The sequence below is a fragment of the Microvirga lupini genome (assembly GCF_014191055.1).
GTDB lineage: Bacteria > Pseudomonadota > Alphaproteobacteria > Rhizobiales > Beijerinckiaceae > Microvirga > Microvirga lupini_A.
Genome location: NZ_JACHWB010000005.1, coordinates 118553 through 136357, shown reverse-complemented (window position 1 = coordinate 136357; position 17805 = coordinate 118553). Strand labels below are relative to the sequence as shown.

At 64.2% G+C, this 17805-nt stretch carries 21 protein-coding genes; 10 read left to right on the top strand and 11 right to left on the bottom strand.

Annotation, left to right across the window (positions count from 1 at the left end; translation table 11 throughout):
- Window positions 1-49 precede the first annotated feature (49 nt).
- The 4 genes from FHR70_RS18130 to FHR70_RS18115 are packed head-to-tail and all read right to left on the bottom strand — an operon-like array spanning window position 50 to window position 4256.
- A complete protein-coding gene (locus tag FHR70_RS18130; RefSeq protein WP_183452774.1) occupies window positions 50-1180 on the bottom strand; it encodes an ABC transporter ATP-binding protein in 1131 nt (376 codons plus the stop codon).
- Between the two features lie 15 nt (window positions 1181-1195).
- Window positions 1196-2020 carry a carbohydrate ABC transporter permease gene (locus tag FHR70_RS18125; RefSeq protein ID WP_183452772.1) on the bottom strand — a complete coding sequence of 275 codons (825 nt, stop codon included), beginning with the start codon at window positions 2018-2020 and terminating at the stop codon, window positions 1196-1198.
- A complete protein-coding gene (locus FHR70_RS18120; RefSeq protein ID WP_183452770.1) occupies window positions 2017-2988 on the bottom strand; it encodes a carbohydrate ABC transporter permease in 972 nt (323 codons plus the stop codon). Before FHR70_RS18120 ends, FHR70_RS18125 begins: the two co-directional genes overlap by 4 nt.
- A gap of 2 nt (window positions 2989-2990) precedes the next feature.
- Window positions 2991-4256: an ABC transporter substrate-binding protein gene (locus FHR70_RS18115; RefSeq protein WP_183452768.1), complete on the bottom strand. Its 1266-nt coding sequence runs from the start codon at window positions 4254-4256 to the stop codon at window positions 2991-2993.
- 130 nt (window positions 4257-4386) lie between these two features.
- Between FHR70_RS18115 and FHR70_RS18110 the strand changes: the two genes are divergently transcribed.
- The 4 genes from FHR70_RS18110 (at window position 4387) to FHR70_RS18095 (ending at window position 7569) form a co-directional block, all read left to right on the top strand.
- A complete protein-coding gene (locus FHR70_RS18110) occupies window positions 4387-5088 on the top strand; it encodes a metal-dependent hydrolase (protein WP_183452766.1) in 702 nt (233 codons plus the stop codon).
- Between the two features lie 283 nt (window positions 5089-5371).
- Complete coding sequence (gene gatC, locus FHR70_RS18105; protein WP_183452764.1) at window positions 5372-5659, top strand: Asp-tRNA(Asn)/Glu-tRNA(Gln) amidotransferase subunit GatC; 288 nt, start codon at window positions 5372-5374, stop codon at window positions 5657-5659.
- A gap of 90 nt (window positions 5660-5749) precedes the next feature.
- A complete protein-coding gene (gene gatA, locus FHR70_RS18100) occupies window positions 5750-7264 on the top strand; it encodes an Asp-tRNA(Asn)/Glu-tRNA(Gln) amidotransferase subunit GatA (protein WP_183452762.1) in 1515 nt (504 codons plus the stop codon).
- A 5-nt stretch (window positions 7265-7269) separates the two neighbouring features.
- Window positions 7270-7569 carry a hypothetical protein gene (locus tag FHR70_RS18095; RefSeq protein WP_425487878.1) on the top strand — a complete coding sequence of 100 codons (300 nt, stop codon included), beginning with the start codon at window positions 7270-7272 and terminating at the stop codon, window positions 7567-7569.
- 9 nt (window positions 7570-7578) lie between these two features.
- Here the strand turns inward: FHR70_RS18095 and FHR70_RS18090 are convergent, their stop codons facing one another.
- Both FHR70_RS18090 and FHR70_RS18085 read right to left on the bottom strand, forming a co-directional pair.
- Entirely contained in the window at window positions 7579-8106 is a 528-nt protein-coding gene (locus FHR70_RS18090; RefSeq protein ID WP_183452760.1) for a hypothetical protein, read from the bottom strand.
- A gap of 146 nt (window positions 8107-8252) precedes the next feature.
- Window positions 8253-8582 (bottom strand): LPXTG cell wall anchor domain-containing protein, encoded by a 330-nt coding sequence (locus FHR70_RS18085; protein WP_183452758.1) that lies wholly within the window; start codon window positions 8580-8582, stop codon window positions 8253-8255.
- Between the two features lie 335 nt (window positions 8583-8917).
- Here FHR70_RS18085 and gatB point away from each other — a divergent pair, with 335 nt between their 5' ends.
- The 3 genes from gatB to FHR70_RS18070 all read left to right on the top strand — a co-directional run bounded on the left by gatB (window position 8918) and on the right by FHR70_RS18070 (window position 11596).
- Window positions 8918-10393, top strand: a complete 1476-nt coding sequence (gene gatB, locus FHR70_RS18080) for an Asp-tRNA(Asn)/Glu-tRNA(Gln) amidotransferase subunit GatB (protein ID WP_183452756.1) — start codon at window positions 8918-8920, stop codon at window positions 10391-10393.
- Between the two features lie 64 nt (window positions 10394-10457).
- Complete coding sequence (locus tag FHR70_RS18075) at window positions 10458-11096, top strand: GDSL-type esterase/lipase family protein (protein WP_183452754.1); 639 nt, start codon at window positions 10458-10460, stop codon at window positions 11094-11096.
- The gene (locus tag FHR70_RS18070; protein WP_183452752.1) at window positions 11093-11596 is read left to right on the top strand and encodes a GNAT family N-acetyltransferase; all 504 of its coding nucleotides are present in this window, start codon (window positions 11093-11095) and stop codon (window positions 11594-11596) included. The genes FHR70_RS18075 and FHR70_RS18070 overlap by 4 nt, the downstream gene beginning before the upstream one ends.
- Window positions 11597-11712: 116 nt before the next feature.
- Here FHR70_RS18070 and FHR70_RS18065 read toward each other — a convergent pair whose 3' ends face one another.
- The 3 genes from FHR70_RS18065 to FHR70_RS18055 form a co-directional block, all read right to left on the bottom strand.
- Window positions 11713-13119, bottom strand: coding sequence for an adenylate/guanylate cyclase domain-containing protein (locus tag FHR70_RS18065; protein WP_183452750.1), 1407 nt, complete (start codon window positions 13117-13119; stop codon window positions 11713-11715).
- 177 nt (window positions 13120-13296) lie between these two features.
- Complete coding sequence (locus FHR70_RS18060) at window positions 13297-13710, bottom strand: DUF4345 domain-containing protein (RefSeq protein WP_183452748.1); 414 nt, start codon at window positions 13708-13710, stop codon at window positions 13297-13299.
- Between the two features lie 8 nt (window positions 13711-13718).
- A complete protein-coding gene (locus tag FHR70_RS18055; RefSeq protein WP_210277694.1) occupies window positions 13719-14951 on the bottom strand; it encodes an MFS transporter in 1233 nt (410 codons plus the stop codon).
- 126 nt (window positions 14952-15077) lie between these two features.
- On the opposite strand from FHR70_RS18055, the gene FHR70_RS18050 reads away from it, so the two are divergent.
- Window positions 15078-15719: a glutathione S-transferase family protein gene (locus FHR70_RS18050; RefSeq protein ID WP_183452746.1), complete on the top strand. Its 642-nt coding sequence runs from the start codon at window positions 15078-15080 to the stop codon at window positions 15717-15719.
- Window positions 15716-16174 carry a GNAT family N-acetyltransferase gene (locus FHR70_RS18045; protein WP_183452744.1) on the top strand — a complete coding sequence of 153 codons (459 nt, stop codon included), beginning with the start codon at window positions 15716-15718 and terminating at the stop codon, window positions 16172-16174. The genes FHR70_RS18050 and FHR70_RS18045 overlap by 4 nt, the downstream gene beginning before the upstream one ends.
- Window positions 16175-16189: 15 nt before the next feature.
- Here FHR70_RS18045 and FHR70_RS18040 read toward each other — a convergent pair whose 3' ends face one another.
- A complete protein-coding gene (locus FHR70_RS18040) occupies window positions 16190-16552 on the bottom strand; it encodes a hypothetical protein (protein WP_183452742.1) in 363 nt (120 codons plus the stop codon).
- A gap of 36 nt (window positions 16553-16588) precedes the next feature.
- Window positions 16589-16837, bottom strand: a complete 249-nt coding sequence (locus tag FHR70_RS18035) for a hypothetical protein (RefSeq protein WP_183452740.1) — start codon at window positions 16835-16837, stop codon at window positions 16589-16591.
- A gap of 188 nt (window positions 16838-17025) precedes the next feature.
- Between FHR70_RS18035 and FHR70_RS18030 the strand changes: the two genes are divergently transcribed.
- Window positions 17026-17733 (top strand): glutathione S-transferase N-terminal domain-containing protein, encoded by a 708-nt coding sequence (locus tag FHR70_RS18030; protein ID WP_183452738.1) that lies wholly within the window; start codon window positions 17026-17028, stop codon window positions 17731-17733.
- Window positions 17734-17805: the final 72 nt, after the last annotated feature.

Below are 17805 nucleotides of genomic sequence, written 5' to 3'. Positions count from 1 at the left end.
CTGCTTGGCAGATCACAGGCAGTATAGAGGAAGTCGCCCGGCGTCGAGATCAGGCCACGCTGCTGGTCAGATCGGGGGAGGTGGGGCTCGTGGCGCCTGCCTGCGGCTGCAGCGCTTCGCCGGTGCGCCGGAACAGGTGGCAGAACGTTCGGGCGAGATCGAGGGATACGGTGCTGCCCGCCTCGTGCCTTGCGTCGCCGGGCTCACGGACGGTGAGGCGGCGGCCCTGGCCCGCATCGACGTAGAGAAGATGGTTTTCTCCCAGTTCCTCGACCAGCTCGACCCGGCCGTTCAGCGCTCCCTCAGGGCTGATCCTGACATGATCCGGCCTGACGCCGAGCGTGACGGCTTCCCCGGCCTGCAAGCCGTCGGGCTGGACCGGGACAGCCAGGGTGCCGCCGCCGGGCAGGCTCACCAGAACCTCGGCAGGTCCCACACCGGCGACCTGGCACTCGATGAAATTCATCTGCGGCGAGCCGATGAAGCCGGCGACGAACAGGTTGGCCGGTCGGTGGTAGAGCTCGAGCGGCGTGCCCACCTGCTCGATGCGGCCCGCATTGAGCACCACGATCCGGTCGGCCAGCGTCATGGCCTCCACCTGGTCGTGCGTGACGTAGATCATGGTCGCGCGGGTGTCGGTGTGGAGCTTGGCGATCTCGATGCGCGTCTGCACGCGCAAAGCCGCATCGAGGTTGGAAAGCGGCTCGTCGAAGAGAAACACCTTCGGATCCCGCACGATGGCGCGGCCGATGGCGACGCGCTGGCGCTGGCCGCCGGAAAGCTGGCGCGGCTTGCGGTCGAGCAGCGCCTCGATCTGCAAGAGGCGCGCGGCTTCCCGCACCTTGCGGTCGATCTCGGCCTTCGAGGATTTCGCCAGCTCCAGCCCGAAGGCCATGTTGTCGTAGACGTTCATGTGCGGATAGAGCGCGTAGGACTGGAACACCATGGCAATGCCGCGCTTGGCGGGCACGAGTTCGTTCACCCGATCGCCGCCGATGAACAGATCGCCCGCCGTGATGTCCTCGAGGCCCGCGATCAGGCGCAGCAGCGTGGACTTTCCGCAGCCGGAAGGCCCGACGAAGACCACGAACTCGCCGTCGCGGATGTCGAGATCGACCCCGTGGATGACTTTCGCCCGCCCGAAAGTTTTTTGCACGTTCTTGAGGATGACATCAGCCATGCATGATTTCCCGGATTAGCCCTTCACGGCGCCCGCTGTCAGTCCCGCGACGATCTTGCGCTGGAACACGAGCACGAGCGCGATGATCGGCAGGGTCACGATGACGGAAGCCGCCATGATCGTGCCCCAGGGCAGCTCATAGGCCGTCGAGCCGGTCATGAGCGCGATGGCGGGCGGCACCGTGCGCCGCTCGTTGGTGAGGGTGAAGGTGAGGGCGAAGAGGAACTCGTTCCAGGAGACGATGAAGGCGAGAAGCCCCGTCGTCACTGCGGCCGGCGCCATCAGCGGCAGAAACACGCGCCTGACCACGATCCAGGGCGTCGCCCCATCGACGAAGGCGGCCTCCTCGATCTCCTTCGGCAGCTCGCGCATGAAGGTGGTGAGCACCCAGATGGTGAAGGGCAGGGTGAGCATGAGATTCGCGAGGATCAGGCCCGGCAGGGTGTTGTAGAGCCCGAGGCTGTGGATCAGCTCGAACATGCCCGACAGCACGGCCACCTGCGGGAACATGGAGACCGCGAGGATCGTCATGAGCAGGAGCGCGCGGCCGCGAAACGCGATGCGCCCGAAGGCATAGGCCGCCGTGATGCCGAGACCCAGCGATACGGCCACCACGGCGCCGGCCACGATGATCGAGTTCAGGATGTTCCGGCCGAAGGGCTGACGGTCGAAGACCGCCGCATAGTTCGAAAGGTCGAAACGCTCCGGGAGATAGGCCACGGAGAACAGCTCGGCGCCGGAGCGGAAGGATGAGACGATCGCGTAATAGAACGGAAACAGGGCAAAAAGCCCGATGGCGATCACGAGCAGCCAGAAGCCGATTCGGGAGAGCACCTTCATCGCGGATCCTCCCCAAGCCGAACGCGGCCAGCGGCCAGCGTGATGACGACGAGAAGGGCGATGATGAGGAAGATCAGCGTCGAGGCGGCCGACCCTAAGCCCACCTCCTGAAAATCCACGAGCTGCTGGCGGGCATAGACGGACATCGACATGGTGTCGCGCGAATTGGCAGTCAGCACGTAGATCAGATCGAAGACGCGCAGCGCGTCCAGCGCCCTGAAGACGATGGCGACGATCAGAGCCGGCCGGATCAGCGGCAACGTCACCCGGAAGAACACGCGCACGGGATGGACACCGTCGACCCGTGCGGCCTCGTAGATGTCGCCGGGGAGCATCTGCAGGGCAGCCAGGATGAGGAGCGCCATGAACGGCGTCGTCTTCCACACGTCGACCATGACGACCGTCCAGAGCGCCGTATCGGGATTGGCCGTCCAGGTGATGGGCGCAGCGATCAGGCCGAGGCGCAGAAGCATGTCGTTGATGACGCCGAACTGATCGTGCAGCATCCAGTTCCACATGCGGGCGGACACCACGGTCGGGATCGCCCAGGGAATGAGGATGATCGCCCGCATGAGGCCGCGACCGGGAAAGGCGGCATTGAGGATCAGCGCCACGACGATCCCGAGCACGGTCTCGATGGACACGGACACGAGGGTGAACCACACCGTGTTCCACACGGAGCGCCACCAGTCGGGATCGGTCAGCAGCCCAAGCCACTCGCCATCGTAGTTGGCGAGGTAGTTCTCGAAGCCGATGAATTCGTAGTCGCTGAGATTGTTCAGGTCGGCGTCGGTAAAACTGAACCAGATCGTCCGCGCCAAGGGCCATCCGGCGATGAGCGCCAGGATGATCAGGCTCGGCGCGATGAACAGCCATGCCGCCCTGACGCGCGACCGCGTCAGCGACGAGCGGCGTCCCCGAACCCGGCGCGGTACGGGGACGTCACCTTGGGCGACCGCGCTGGTCATCCTTACTTCCAGCCGTCGCGCTTGATCCGCTTCAGGTCTCGGTCGAGGCGGTTGAGCGCCTGGGCCGGTTCGGCGCGCTTCGACAGCACCTGATGCACCGCGTTGAAGAACTCGGTCGAGACCTTATTGTAGTTCTGGCCCGTCACGGTCGCTGGGCGCGCCACCGCATTGGTGAACACGTCGACGAGATCGCCGATGAACGGGTTGGCCCTGGCGATGTCCGCATCGCTGTAGAGCGCCACGATGGTGGGATTGAAGGAGCCTTCGACGGCCCGGCGCTTCTGCTCCTGCTGGCTGGTCAGGTACAGGACGAGGTCGGTCGCAGCGTCCGCATTCTTGGAATATTTGGACACGGCGAGAAGCTGTCCGCCGAGCGTACCCGCATGGCGCCCGTCGGCGCCGCCTTTGGGAAGAGGCGCGATGCCGACCTTGCCCTTGATGGTGCTGTCGGCGCCCTGCGCCAGCGCCCAGGCATAGGGCCAGTTGCGCATGAAAGCGGCGTTGCCGGCCTGGAAGACGCCGCGGGATTCCTCCTCCGTGTAGTTGAGCACGCCCTCTGGCGTGATGGTGCCGACCCAGCCGGCGGCGGCCTTCAGGGCTTCCGTGGCCTTCGGGTTCTCGATGGTGATCTCGCCCTTGTCGTCGACGATGGCGCCGCCGCCGAAGGAGGCCACCCATTCCAGCGCGTTGGTGGTCAGGCCCTCATAGGCCCGCCCCTGCCAGACATAACCCCAGAAGTCACCGCGTCCGTCCTTGCGCTCGCCGTCCTGGATCATGCGGGCGGTCTCGGTCAGGTCGGCCCAGGTCTGCGGCACGGGGCGCTTGTATTTGTCGAGCAGGTCCTGGCGGTAATAGAGCAGGCCCGCATCGGCAAACCAGGGCATGGCCATCAGCTTGCCGTTGACGCGGCTCGTCTCGACCATGGCGGGCAGGTGGTCGTCGATGTCGGCCTGACCCTTGGCGGTGAGGTCCATGAGATGATCGGCCAGGATGCCGGTCCAGACCACGTCGATCTGGAACACGTCGATGTCGGACGCTCCTGCGGCCAGAAGCTGCTGGTAGAGCGCCAAGCGCTCCGTGGCGGAGTTCGGCGTCGAGACGATCTTGACCGTGTTGCCGGTTCTCTTCGCCCAGGCATCGACGCCCTGCTTGCAGATCTCGTATTCCTTGCCCAGCGCGCTGCACGAGATCGAGATTTCCACCGCCCAGGCGCTGGTCGAGGCGAGGATCCCGGCGGCAAGGCCGAGGCTGGCGATGAGGCGTGGCATGGCTATCCTCCTGCAGGCTTGATGTTTATTGCTTAGCTTCTTAAAGCCCGATCCGCCGTTTTGTTCCTCTGGAACATGGTCAGGGGCTGAAGCCGCTCCATTTCATCTGGCCAAACACGAGGGACTTTCCATGAAAATCACGTGGTACGGACATTCCGCCTTCCGGCTCGATTTCGCCGGCAAGGCCGTGCTCATCGATCCCTTCTTCACCGGCAATCCGGCCTTCGAGGGCGACAGGGCCAGGATCAATGAGGGCGTGTCCCATATTCTCGTGACCCATGGCCATGGGGATCACGTGGGCGACACCCTCGACATCGCGAAGGCGACCGGCGCCAAGGTGGTGACGAATTTCGAATTGTGCATGTACCTCGCCAAGCAGGGCCTCGAGCACTTCGATCCCATGAACACCGGCGGCACCACGGGGCAGGGCGGGTTCACCGTCACCCTGGTGCGCGCGGACCATTCGTCCGGCCTCGTCGAGATGGACGTGACCTTTCCTCTTGGCAGCGCCAACGGGGTCATCGTCAAGGCCATGAACGAGCCGACCGTCTATCACATGGGCGATACGGACATCTTCGGCGACATGGCCCTGATCGCCGAAATCCATCAGCCCGACGTGGTGATCGTGCCGATCGGCGACCGCTTCACCATGGGCCCGGAGGTCGCGGCGCTCGCCGTCGAGCGTTATTTCAAGAACGCAAAGGCCGTCATCCCCTGCCATTACGGCTCCTTCCCGCCGCTGGTGCCCAATGCGGACCGCTTCGTGGCCGCCCTCGACGGCAAGGGCATACAGGTGGTGGTGCCGCACAAGACCGTGGGCGTGACGGTCTGAGCATAACCCTGCACGTCATCCCCGGACTTGTTCCGGGGATCCACGTCTTTGGCGGCTTAAAACGTGGATGGCCGGGCTTGTCCCGGCCATGACGGAGAGGGTGTCATCCCGGCGCACGAAGTGCGGGAAGGGGATCCGCCCACACACGCGAGTTATGGATTCCCTTCCCCTCCGCTGACGCTCCGGCCGGGAATGACACCAAGGGCGCCACATCCGCCGTTGCTCCCCGGCGCGGGCGGGTGCTATAGCCCGGCCAGCAGATTTCCAAGGGGTATGACCATTCATGTCGGTCGATGAGAAAACGGTCCGCCGCATCGCCCATCTGGCGCGCATTGCCGTGACGGATGAGGAGGTGCCCCATCTCCAGGGCGAGCTCAACGCCATCCTGGCCTTCGTCGAGCAGCTCAACGAGGTGAACGTGGAGGGCGTCGAGCCCATGACCTCCGTGACGCCCATGGTCATGAAGAAGCGCCAGGACGGCGTGACCGATGGCGGCTATCCGCAAAAGATCGTCCAGAACGCCCCTGCCACGGAAGACAACTTCTTCCTGGTGCCCAAGGTGGTCGAGTAAGGCGCAAGCCTGCCCACCCTCCCTGAGGAATTAAGACGTGGATGGCCGGCACGAGCCCGGCCATGACGTTCAGACAAGAGATCCAGTCCCGTGACCGAACTGACCCATCTCACGATCGCCGAGGCCCGCGACGGCCTGAAGGCCAAGACCTTCTCCGCCACCGAGCTCACACAGGCCCATGTGGAGGCCATCGAGAAGGCGAGGGCGCTCAACGCCTATGTGCTCGAGACGCCCGAGAAGGCGCTCGCCATGGCCAAGGCCTCCGACGAGAAGATCGCCAAGGGCGAGGCCCGCGCCCTCGAGGGCATTCCGCTCGGCATCAAGGACCTGTTCTGCACCGAGGGCGTGGTCTCCACGGCCGGCTCGAAGATCCTCGGCAACTTCAACCCGCCCTATGAGTCTACCGTCACCCGGAACCTCTGGAACGACGGCGCTGTGATGCTCGGCAAGCTCAACATGGACGAGTTCGCCATGGGCTCGTCCAACGAGACCAGCGCCTTCGGTCCCGTCGTGTCGCCCTGGCGGCGCGAGGGCTCGAACGTGAGCGCGGGCGCTTCGGGCGCCATCGAGGGAACCCATCTGGTTCCCGGGGGCTCCTCGGGCGGCTCGGCGGCGGCTGTCGCGGCGCACCTGTGCCTCGGTGCCACGGCAACCGATACGGGCGGTTCGATCCGCCAGCCAGCGGCCTTCACCGGAACCGTCGGCATCAAGCCGACCTATGGGCGCGTCTCCCGCTGGGGCACCGTCGCCTTCGCGTCGTCGCTGGATCAGGCGGGCCCGATCGCCCGCACGGTGCGCGACTCGGCCATCATGTTGCGCTCCATGGCGAGCCCCGACCCGAAGGACACCACCTGCGTGGACCTGCCGGTTCCGGATTTCGAGGCCGCCGTCTCGCGCGGCGTGAAGGGCCTCAAGATCGGCATTCCGAAGGAATACCGGATCGACGGAATGTCGCCGGAGATCGAGAAGCTCTGGCATCAGGGCGCCGAATGGCTGCGCGCCGCCGGTGCCGAGATCGTCGAGGTGTCGCTGCCGCACACCAAATACGCGCTGCCCGCCTATTACATCGTGGCGCCGGCCGAGGCCTCCTCGAACCTCGCCCGCTATGACGGCGTCCGTTACGGCCTGCGCGAGAACGGCCGGGATATCGTCGAACTCTACGAGAAGTCCCGCGCCGCCGGCTTTGGCCGCGAGGTCAAGCGCCGCATCATGATCGGCACCTACGTGCTCTCGGCGGGCTATTACGACGCCTATTACGTCCGGGCCCAGAAGCTGCGCACCCTCATCAAGCGCGACTTCGAGGAGGTGTATGCCCAGGGCGTGCACGCCATCCTGACGCCGGCGACGCCGTCCTCGGCCTTCGGCATCGGCGAGAAGGGCTCGGGCGATCCGGTCGAGATGTACCTCAACGACATCTTCACCGTGACGGTGAACATGGCGGGCCTGCCGGGCATCGCCGTGCCGGCCGGTCTGGACGCCCAGGGGCTGCCTCTGGGCCTCCAGCTCATCGGCCGCGCCTTCGACGAGGAGACCCTCTTCGCTGCCGGTCAGGTGATCGAGGATGCGGCCGGCCGCATCAAGCTGCCCCAGGCCTGGTGGGCTTGAACCCGGTGGGACCGACCGTACCCGTCGTCACCCTGTGGGATTGGCTGCCTGCGGCCTTCGATCCGGTGCTGATCCTGATTGCGGTCTGGCTCGGCTGGAAGGCCGACCAGTTCGGCAAGGTGCTGATCATCGGCATGGTGGCCCTGGCCGTCTCCGTGCTCGTATCCTGGGCGATCAGCAGTCTGGGGATCCCCTGGATCGCGCCGGTTCGGTCTGAGGGGCTGACCCTGTTTCCCGTGCGCTTCGTGGCCGCCATGCTCTGGGCGAGCGGCGCCTATGCCGCCCGTCGATTGGCCAGAGGGTAGCTCTCGGTACTAGGTTTCGGCCAGCCCCGCGCCGGAACCGGCCGGGCTGCCGAGTGCCGTGGCAATCTCGGCCAGGGTGGCCTTTTCGGCATCGCTGACAGCCACACCCCCGAATCCCAAAAACCCGCCTTCCTTGCCGGCCTCGGCCGATTTCCGGGCCACGCTCCACAGCCATGATTTGAAGGCAGCCGCCTCGTCGGGAGCCTTGGCATCGAGCAGACCCGAGACGGCGTGAAGCTCCTCGACGGCCTTGCGCTTCACATCGGCGAATTGGCTGCCTGTGAACTGCTTCTGGAAGGATTCGCGCACGGCATTGCGCGTTTCGGTATCGGTGATGTCATCGGCCACGGCTTTGACGAGCGGCGTGGCCTGAGCGTCCTGCTTGGCTTCGAGCAAAGCCCAGCCGCTCGACATGGATTCCTGCAGCAGGCTCCAGAGCCCGCCCGGATCCGCCGCGGTGATCGCCATGCTGGCCACCACGGGGCTTGCGACGAGGCGGGACCATTCTTCCGGGGTGAAGCTCGACTTATTCGCCATCTTGGGGCTCCTGACGTGCTGCCGTGTGGGGGCTTTCAGGCGAAACCGCTCAAGCTTGCGGTTGGTTCCTTGGGAGTGAAGGCGCAAAAGGAATGGGCCCGACCGTGAGGTCAGGCCCATCCTGCGCAGTGTGACGCGAGACGCGATTACTGCGGGTTGGCCGGAGCCGCGGGAGCGGCCGGAGCCGGGGACGACGGAGTAGCGGGGGCCGACGGAGTCGCCGGAGCCGTCGAGGAACCGCCGGTTGCGCCGGAACCGGTGCGCGGTGCGGTGGTTTCCGTCTGGGTGCCGGTCGAGCCCGTGGTGCTCGGCTCGTTGCTGCCGCCATCATAGAAGAGGAAGGCCAGAAGGCCCAGGGCGATAACAAGACCGCCGATCACGTAAGCAAGTGTGTTCGAACCGCGGCCGGTGTTATCGTAGACATTCGTCTCACGATTGTAGACGTTGGGTTCGCGATCCATGGGATCCATAGCCATTTTGAAACTCCTTGACCGTTTTACCTCCCGAACAACGCCGAATGTGCGGAGGGGTTTCATTCGAGCGTGGCAATTATTTTTGAAATCTGTGCATAATTTATTTCTGATCTTAACGAACGGTTTATCTATCTGAACGTCCGTTCATCTCGAAGGGGGTTGACCGGTTCAAGCGCCGCTCGTACTCGAAACGAGAGCATCGAGCGGAAAAGTGGCTCCGGTTTTCCGCGCTCAACGATGCTCTCATTTATGGAGAGGCATCGGATGGGTCCCAAAAGTGCATTCCACTTTTGGGTCCGATGCTTTAGCAAAAGCGAGAGATTAAAGGCGCAAGGCTCATGAACGCTCCGGTCAACCCTAAGAAGCTCATCAAGGGCGCGACAGGCGATTGGGAAATCGTCATCGGCATGGAGATCCATGCCCAGGTGACGAGCCAGGCCAAGCTCTTCTCCGGCGCCTCCACGGCCTTCGGCGGCGACCCGAACAGCCACGTTTCCCTGGTGGACGCGGCCATGCCGGGCATGCTGCCCGTGATCAACGAGGAATGCGTGCGCCAGGCCATCCGCACGGGCCTGGGCCTCAAGGCCGAGATCAACCTGCGCAGCACCTTCGACCGCAAGAACTATTTCTACCCGGACCTGCCGCAGGGCTACCAGATCAGCCAGTACAAGAGCCCCATCGTGGGCGAGGGTGAGGTGATCGTGGACGTGCCGGAGACCGGCGAGACCATCACGGTCCGCATCGAGCGGCTGCATCTCGAGCAGGATGCCGGCAAGTCGATTCACGACCTGCACCCGACCATGAGCTTCGTCGATCTCAACCGCTCCGGCGTGGCCCTCATGGAGATCGTGTCGAAGCCGGACCTGCGCTCGTCCGACGAGGCCCGCGCCTATGTGACCAAGCTGCGCACGATCCTGCGCTATCTCGGCACCTGCGACGGCGACATGGACAAGGGCAATCTCCGCGCTGACGTGAACGTCTCCGTGCGCCGCCCAGGCGACGAGCTCGGCACGCGTTGCGAGATCAAGAACGTCAACTCCATCCGCTTCATCGGTCAGGCCATCGAATACGAGGCGCGCCGCCAGATCGCGATCCTGGAGGATGGCGGCACCATCGACCAGGAGACCCGCCTCTACGATCCCGGCAAGGGCGAGACCCGCTCCATGCGCTCCAAGGAAGAGGCGCACGATTACCGCTACTTCCCCGATCCGGACCTGCTGCCGCTCGAGTTCGATCAGGCCTATGTGGACGATCTCGCGAAAGGCCTTCCGGAACTGCCCGACGAGAAGAAGGCACGCTTCATGGCCGATTATGGCCTCTCGCCCTACGACGCGAGCGTGCTGGTGGCCGAGCGCGCTTCCGCCGACTTCTTCGAGGAGGTGGCGAAGGGCCGCGACGGCAAGGCGGCTGCGAACTGGATCATCAACGAGCTGTTCGGCCGCCTGAACAAGGAAGGCAAGGACATTGCCGAGACGCCGGTTTCGGCCGCCCAGCTCGGCGCCATCATCGAGCTCATCGGCGAGAACGTGATCTCCGGCAAGATCGCCAAGGACCTGTTCGAGATCGTCTTCACGGAAGGCGGCGACCCGCGCGAACTCGTGGAACAGCGCGGCATGAAGCAGGTGACCGACACCGGCGCCATCGAGAAGGCCGTGGACGAGATCATCGCGGCCAATCCGGACAAGGTGGAGCAGGCGAAGGCGAAGCCGACCCTGCTCGGCTGGTTCGTCGGTCAAACCATGAAGGCCACGGGCGGCAAGGCCAACCCGCAGGCCCTCAACGAGATCCTCAAGCGCAAGCTTGGGATCGAGTAAGGCCGTTCGGCCATCCCGGCGGAGCGCACCCGCGCCCGCCGGGGCTCATGCAGGCACCGCTCCCGTGACCTCGCAGCCCAATCCTTTCGCGCCGCACTGGCTGATCCGCGATATCGTGATCGCCTCGCACCGCTCCGCCGTTGGGCCGGGTGGACTGCTGTTCGTGGGCGATTCCCTTGTCGAAGGTTTCTACTGGAACCGCATCGCTTCGCTGCCTGTGCTGAATGCCGGCTATTCCGGCATTTGGACCGAGGCCCTGGAGCCGCGCGTGCCGCTTCTGCTCAACTCTGCCGAGCCCAGCCTCGCGGTGCTGCTCGTCGGCACGAACGATGCCAAGAAGGATTGCAGCGAGCGTTCCCTCGACAACGTGGCGGAACACTTCGAAACGATCGTCAGCCATTTCGAAGCCGCCGCCGTGCCGGTGATCGTCATGACCCCGCCGCCGATCGAGCGGGCCAAGCGTCTCACGAGCTTCTATTCGCCAGACGCCATGGCTTCCTTGAGGCGTCGGATCGTGCAGATTGCGGATGGGCGCGCGGCTGCCATCGTCGATCTGCACGGAGCTTTCGGCGACGGCGAGGGAGCGGCGCGCGAAGGGATTACAACGGACGGCGTTCATCTGTCGGTGGGGGCCTATCGCCAGCTGCACGATGTGCTCGAAGCGACGGTCGGCTCGGTGATGATGAAGAAGGGGCAACAATGAACCTGGCGCTGCAAGTTGAAACACAACCGATCATCCGACCTGTCCGCGACAGCGATGCGCAGGATCTCTATGGGCTGATCGCAATCTGCTACGCGGATTATCCCGGCTGCTTCGTCGATCCGCATGACGACCTGCCGGATCTGCGCGCGCCGAGCACATCGTATGATGAGACCGGCGGCGCCTTCTGGGCCGTCGAGGACGAACGCGGGCGCGTCTGCGCCTGCGTGGCCGTGGACTTTCCCGAAGCAGGAACGGCGGAACTGCACCGGCTCTATGTGCGTCCGGACCAGCGCGGGATGGGATTGGGCTCCCGCCTCGTGCACCAGGCCGAGGCGCATGCGCGCGGCAAGGGCGCACCGCGCCTTGTCCTGTGGTCCGACACACGTTTCGTCACGGCCCATCGGCTCTACACACGGTTGGGCTATGTGCAGAGCGAGGGCCAGCGGCAACTGGCGGATATTTCGCAATCGGCGGAGTATCGGTTCGAGAAGGTCCTATAGAGCAGTCGATTCAACCTCCTCGTCATGGCCGCACTTGTTGCGGCCATCCACGTCTTCAACCGCTGCAAAGACGCGGATCCCCGGCACAAGGCCGGGGATGACGGTAGCGTGGGTTCTCACGGAATTTCATAAACCGAGAACTCATCGTTGAGCCCGCGCAGAGACGTCTTCTGCAGGGCCGGATGCAGGCCTTGTTTCGCAATGATCTGTGAGGCTCTCTGATTCTCGACCACGGCGCCGGTTGCGAAGATCGAGCGCGACATGGCGAGCCCCTGGACCCGGGATGCGATGTTCACAGTCTGGCCGAAATAATCCTGCCGGTCGTTCAGCGTCACGGCGAGGCACGGTCCCTCATGGATGCCGATCTTGAGGAGCAGGTCCTCGCTCCCGCGCTCCTCGTTGAGCTGGCGCATCGCCTCGCGCATCCGCAGAGCGGCCGAGATTGCGTGATCCGGCGTCGGGAAGGTTGCCATCACGGCATCGCCGATGGTCTTCACCACGGCGCCGGATTCGGACGCGACGATCTCGTTCAGAACCTGGAAGTGCGACCGCACGAGATCATAGGCCACGAGGTCCCCGACGCGCTCGTAGAGCTGCGTCGAGCCTTTCAGGTCGGTGAAGAGGAACGTAAGGCTCGTGATCTTCAGCCGCTGGTCGATGTCGAGCGTGTCGGTCCGGTAGAGATCGCGGAATGTCTGGTTGGTGAGCAGGCGCTTTGCCGTCAGGAACGCGCGGCGCTGTTTCAGCATCTCATGCAGCGCGTCGCCTGCGACCCAGACCGAGGGCAGGGCGCGCCGGTTCGTGCGGTTCTCGATGGAGATCCGCAAAGGGCCCGGCCGCAGGGTGAGGGTCTGGTTCTGCGGATGCGTCTCGTTGATCACGAGTGAAAGGCTCTGCCGCTCGCGGGTGGGCTCGCCCTGCACGTCGATGAACTGAGCCGCGTGGGTGACAGGCTCAAAAACGATCACGAACTCTGCCGGCAGCTGCAGGGACATGATCGCCCTTTCGCCCGGCGGCAGCTCGACGGCGTCGAGGACGATTTCCTCCATCATGCGCTCGAAGTCCTGTGGCAGATTGAGTCCAGAGCCCCAGAAGATCTGCCGCGCATATTCGTGCAGCGGCAGGGTATCGGGATCGTGAGCGGCAATCTTGCGGACCCGCGGGTTCACCGTGAACGTCACCTCCACCATCTCATCGAGGGTCGGCTCGTAGCCCGCGGAGCAGAGGGCGCAGGTGTATTCCTCGCGGTTCACCGATTTCAAGCTTATGCCCGTATCGAGCACGCCGCCACATCCCGGGCACAGGACATTCCACGACATCTCGAACAGTCCGAGCCTTGACGCGTGGAGGAAAGCGGCGATCACACGATCATCGTCGAAGCCATGTTTGGCCGCGAAGGCGAGCGCATTGATGCGGTTCAGCTCATGATCCGGAGCATCCTGGATCAGGCGATCGATGGCAGCCACGATATCGGCATCGGCGGATTGCCGAAGAATGACGAGGAGTTTTTCATGTTCGTTCATGGTGCAACCTCCTTCGAGGTGCGAACCGGGCCATGCATCATGGCAACATGAATCATGGCAATGCGAAGCGCCCGCTGGCACGCCTTACAATGGCACACCCCGGTTGCATGTCTCAAGGGAGTCAGGATGCGCCCGCAATCCGGCAATGTCAGGGCAGGGGGGCGGAGGCCGTGCGCCTCAAGCCACCCCGTATTCCTCCGCATAACGGTTGGCGACCCGGGTCTGCCAGAGGCAGAGAACCGGCGCGACGATCAGCTCGACGATCAGGCCGCCGACCATGAAGAGCGAGGGCAGACCCGTCAGCCCGAGGCCGATGAGCCGTCCCAACCCGCCGATCACCACGAGCAGGGTCAGAAGCCTGAAGCGGCCCGTGTGAATCTCGATGGAGGGCAGGGTGCTCCAGAAGCACAGGCCGATGCCCAGGAGGAGACCGGACATGAAGCGGAAATGGCTCTCCGCCGAGATGCTCACCGCATCGCCCGTGAGCGCCTGCCCGAACAGAACGCCGTAGAGCCCCGTTGCGACAGGGATGGTCGCCACGATGGCGACGGCTTGCTGAAGAAGCTTGCGCTCACGTACCGTACCGGGCATGGGATCTCCTATCTGTTGGCCTGCTTGAAAACAGGCGTCGCACCGATGGCGACGATGACGCCGATCGCCCCCATCACCAGTGAGATGCCGCCGATCACCAAGCCCGGACCTCCCGGGCCCGAGAACAATCCCACCAGCAGCCCGGCCAGCGGCTGCGACAGGTTGTTGACGGTGATCATCGCACCCGTGGTCTTGCCGAAATCCTTCTGCGGAATGATCTTCTGGCGCAAGCTTCTGAGGTAGATGGTGAACATCCTGTCGAAGCCGAGGACGAGGATGTAGCCTGCGGCATAGACCCCATAATTAGGGCTGATGGCCGTCAACAGGCCGCCGATGAAGATCGCCGTGTAGCCGATGGCCCCCATCGCCCTCAAGGGGATGATTACGTGGGCCAGAAAGGCCAGGATCGCGATAGCCGCGACAGCGCTGGCCGTCTGCAGAAGCGCGTAGCTCTGCTCGGACTGACCATGGATGCCGGTCACCATCGCGGCCGATGTGGCCAGCGTCGCGCCGAAGACGAAGTTCAGCCCGGCCGACAGCGCGGCGGCTCTTCGCAGCCCGGGCAGATGCCAGATGTGCCTGAGGGCGATGCGGAAAGGATCGACCCAGCTGTTATGGGCCGCCTCCGGCGGAGCGAGTTCGATCCGGCTCGACCGATGCCACAGGGTGAGCCCGAGATCCGCCAGCAGGAACAGGAATGCCGTGATGCCGACCACGATCTGCCAGGGCCACAGGCCGAGCAGCGCGGCCGCCAGGATGGGGCCGATCACCATCCCGAGCTGGTCGCCCAGCTGCGAGTAGGACAGCACCTTCTCGAACCGCTGCTGCCTGAAGATCTGCGGCAGCATCACCTCCCGGGCCAGAAACCCTTGCGTCGAGAGGATCCCGCAGACCGCCGAGAGAGCGATCAGCCAGCCGATGCCCCCAAGAAGCTCGTGGCCGGCAATGCCGACCGCGCAGGTCAGTAGGCGGAAGCGCTGGCTGATGACCAGCAGGGACACCGGCGACCGGCGGTCACAGAGAATTCCGCAGACCGAGAACAGCAGGTAGCGCGGCAGGGTCTCGATGAAGAAGGCGATTCCCGACAGGGCTGCGCTCTGCGTTGTCTGGAACACCACGAGCGGCACCAGAAACAGCAGCATCTGATCCGCCAGGCGGGCGAAGAAGAGGGAGACGAAGAAGCTGATGTCCCTGACGCGCACTGGGGTTCCCCTGCCATCGACCCGGTGCGGCCGTCTCATGCAATACCCTGTCATATATTCTGTCGGTGTCCGGCGCCAGATCACAGATCTTTGGCGTGAGGTTCTTTCCTGCTGGAAAAGAGCCGTCTAGGGTGCGGCCAGCAGCATCGCCTCAGGGGGCTTCTCATGCCGGCACGGTTCGAACTTCACGGAATTGCCTTCTCTGGCCCGACCTACAAGGTCGGCCTGTTGCTCTCGCTGGCGGGCGAACCGTTCGATTACGTCCATGTCAACATGATGCAGGGCGAACATAAGCAGCCTCCGCATCTGTCCAAGCAGCGCTATGGGCAGGTGCCCCTGCTCGTCGACCGCAACAACGGCCGTCATCTGTGCCAGTCGGCTGCCATCATGGAATATCTCGCCGACATGACGGGCAAGTTCGGCGGCGCCAATCTCGACGAGCGCCTGCTGGCGCGCGAGTGGATGTACTGGGATTTCGACCGGCTCGCCTCGAATGTGTACCGCGCCAGGACGATCAAGCTCGGCATCCGTCCCGCCGGACCGGAGGTGCTGGAGTTCAGCATGGCCGGAGGCAACGCCGCCCTGAAGGTGCTCGACGAGCATCTTGCCGGCCGCAACTGGATCGTCGGCGAGGGAGCCACCATCGCCGACATCGACATTTACGGCGTCGTCGCCTTCGCGGATGACGGCGGCTTCGATCTCGGCGCCTATCCCAACATTCTGGCCTGGGTAAAGCGGTTCGAGGCGCTGCCCGGTTTCAAAGGGCGCAAGGATCTGCTTCCGATGGAATCCCGCGCAGCCGCATGAGCGATCTCCTGATCCGTGAAGCGCAGGACGGCGATCTCGAAGCGATCATCCGCCTGCACGAAGAGGACGAGCTGGGCTCGCATGGGGACGTCTGGTCGCCTGAAACCCGGCCGGCCTATGAGACCGCTTTCGCCGCCATCCAGGCGAGCCCCGAGAACCGGCTGTTCGTGGTGGTTGATCGCGACGAGATCGTCGGCACGTTCCAGCTCACCTTCATTCCCAATCTCACGGGACGCGGCGCCCTGCGCGTGAAGGTGGAGAGCGTGAAGGTGAAGGCGGCGCGACGTTCAAGCGGCATCGGCGCCAGGATGATGGCCTTCGCGGAGGACCACGCCCGCAGCCACGGCGCCCGCGCCATGGAGCTCACCTCCAACAAGACCCGCAAGGAGGCCCATCGCTTCTACGAGCGCCTCGGCTTCTCCCGCAGCCACGAGGGCTTCAAGAAGAAGCTGTGAGGCTCATCGAAGCGATCAATTGAGCGTATAGATCTCGTGCCGGGCCGCGCCAGGAGGCCCTTTGCGGATCGTCACGCTCGCGTCCTGCGCCAGCGGATGGGTCTTCAGGACCCGCTCGACGGCGCGGTACATCGCCTCCGCGTCCGGGCCGTAGAGATAGATGATCGTGTCAGTCGCGCCGACCGCATGGCCGTCGACTTCGCCAAGCTCCCCGAGGGCGATCTCCAGCTGGTTCTCAAAACCCGAGAGATCGTATTCCTCGTAGATCGCGCGGGGCAGCGACTCCCCGTCGAGGCGGATGAAAAGCGCCTGCTGGGGCGGAATGTAGTTGCCGCCGGAAGCGGGTTGCTTGCCGATGATGCGGGAAAGCCAGTTCATGGAGAGCTCCTGTCCAATCGAGGCGTTCGCCCGGCTTCAGGCCTTCGTGCCGTCCTTGAGGCGCTTGTTGCACGCGCTCCAGAAGGCCGGCCACTTCATGTCCTTGCCCACCTTGCCGCCGGCCTTGGCTTCCTTCCACTCGAGGCTGCACTTGCTCATGCGCTCGCGGGCGGCCACCTGGGCGGCGCTCGGCTCCTTCTTCGGCTTGGTCTCGGCCGCCGCAGGGCCGGTCAAGGCAAAGGTCACAACGGCAGCAAGAGCCGCGCCCACAAGTCTTTTCACCATCGAATCACCCCCACAGCGATTGCTTTATGTTATAAACTTTCTGAATCGTTGTGCGGCAACATGCAAGCCCCGATGAGCTGCCATGCGTCGATTTTGGGGATTTTCATTGCAGGCGAGGGTGCCAGCCCCGATCTTATGTCTTAACGTTCCCACGCGAATTCGTATTGTCACCTGAAGAGAGGCGTTTCATGGCGGCTTCCGCGCAGCAACCGATCGATCTTTATTACTGGCCCACACCGAACGGGTGGAAGATCACCATCATGCTCGAGGAATGCGGGCTGCCTTACACGATCCGCCCGGTGAACATCGGCAAGGGCGACCAGTTCAAGCCGGAATTCCTGGATATCTCCCCCAACAACAAGATGCCGGCCATTGTCGATCACGACGGTCCGGGAGGACAGCCGATCTCCGTGTTCGAGTCCGGCGCCATCCTGCAATATCTCGGGCGCAAGACGGGCCGGTTCTACCCGCAGGACGAGAGGGGACGCGTCGAGGTCGATCAATGGCTGTTCTGGCAAATGGGCGGCTTCGGGCCCATGCTCGGCCAGGCCCATCATTTCCGCATCTACGCGCCGGAAAAGGTGCCCTACGCCATCGACCGCTACACCAACGAGACGAACCGTCTCTACGGCGTGCTGAACAAGCGCCTCGCGGACCGGGAGTTCGTGGCCGGCGATTACTCCATCGCCGACATGGCCATCGCCCCCTGGGCCAAGCTCTGGGAGCGCCAGGGCCAGAACATCGAGGATTTCCCTCACGTGAAGCGCTGGCTCGAGACGATGCTCGCCCGCCCGGCGGTTCTGCGCGGCATCAAGGTCAGCTCCGAGGACCGCAACAAAACCGACCTGACGGACCCGGCCGTCCAGGCGGTGCTGTTCGGCCAGAAGGCGCGGTAAAATCGCCCTGCCAAGGCGTCATCCCCGGACTTGTTCCGGGGATCCACGTCTTAACTCCCGCTCAAAGACGTG

Excerpts from the sequence above, each read along its gene's own strand:
- FHR70_RS18065 (WP_183452750.1), bottom strand. The coding sequence starts at position 13,119 with ATGAACGAACATGAAAAACTCCTCGTCATTCTTCGGCAATCCGCCGAT.
- FHR70_RS18090 (WP_183452760.1), bottom strand. The coding sequence starts at position 8,106 with ATGGCGAATAAGTCGAGCTTCACCCCGGAAGAATGGTCCCGCCTCGTC.
- gatC (WP_183452764.1), top strand. The coding sequence starts at position 5,372 with ATGTCGGTCGATGAGAAAACGGTCCGCCGCATCGCCCATCTGGCGCGC.
- FHR70_RS18055 (WP_210277694.1), bottom strand. The coding sequence starts at position 14,951 with ATGAGACGGCCGCACCGGGTCGATGGCAGGGGAACCCCAGTGCGCGTC.
- FHR70_RS18125 (WP_183452772.1), bottom strand. The coding sequence starts at position 2,020 with ATGAAGGTGCTCTCCCGAATCGGCTTCTGGCTGCTCGTGATCGCCATC.
- FHR70_RS18035 (WP_183452740.1), bottom strand. The coding sequence starts at position 16,837 with ATGGTGAAAAGACTTGTGGGCGCGGCTCTTGCTGCCGTTGTGACCTTT.
- FHR70_RS18060 (WP_183452748.1), bottom strand. The coding sequence starts at position 13,710 with ATGCCCGGTACGGTACGTGAGCGCAAGCTTCTTCAGCAAGCCGTCGCC.
- FHR70_RS18120 (WP_183452770.1), bottom strand. The coding sequence starts at position 2,988 with ATGACCAGCGCGGTCGCCCAAGGTGACGTCCCCGTACCGCGCCGGGTT.
- FHR70_RS18040 (WP_183452742.1), bottom strand. The coding sequence starts at position 16,552 with ATGAACTGGCTTTCCCGCATCATCGGCAAGCAACCCGCTTCCGGCGGC.
- FHR70_RS18030 (WP_183452738.1), top strand. The coding sequence starts at position 17,026 with ATGGCGGCTTCCGCGCAGCAACCGATCGATCTTTATTACTGGCCCACA.
- FHR70_RS18115 (WP_183452768.1), bottom strand. The coding sequence starts at position 4,256 with ATGCCACGCCTCATCGCCAGCCTCGGCCTTGCCGCCGGGATCCTCGCC.
- gatB (WP_183452756.1), top strand. The coding sequence starts at position 8,918 with ATGAACGCTCCGGTCAACCCTAAGAAGCTCATCAAGGGCGCGACAGGC.
- FHR70_RS18085 (WP_183452758.1), bottom strand. The coding sequence starts at position 8,582 with ATGGCTATGGATCCCATGGATCGCGAACCCAACGTCTACAATCGTGAG.
- FHR70_RS18070 (WP_183452752.1), top strand. The coding sequence starts at position 11,093 with ATGAACCTGGCGCTGCAAGTTGAAACACAACCGATCATCCGACCTGTC.
- FHR70_RS18130 (WP_183452774.1), bottom strand. The coding sequence starts at position 1,180 with ATGGCTGATGTCATCCTCAAGAACGTGCAAAAAACTTTCGGGCGGGCG.
- FHR70_RS18110 (WP_183452766.1), top strand. The coding sequence starts at position 4,387 with ATGAAAATCACGTGGTACGGACATTCCGCCTTCCGGCTCGATTTCGCC.
- FHR70_RS18045 (WP_183452744.1), top strand. The coding sequence starts at position 15,716 with ATGAGCGATCTCCTGATCCGTGAAGCGCAGGACGGCGATCTCGAAGCG.
- FHR70_RS18050 (WP_183452746.1), top strand. The coding sequence starts at position 15,078 with ATGCCGGCACGGTTCGAACTTCACGGAATTGCCTTCTCTGGCCCGACC.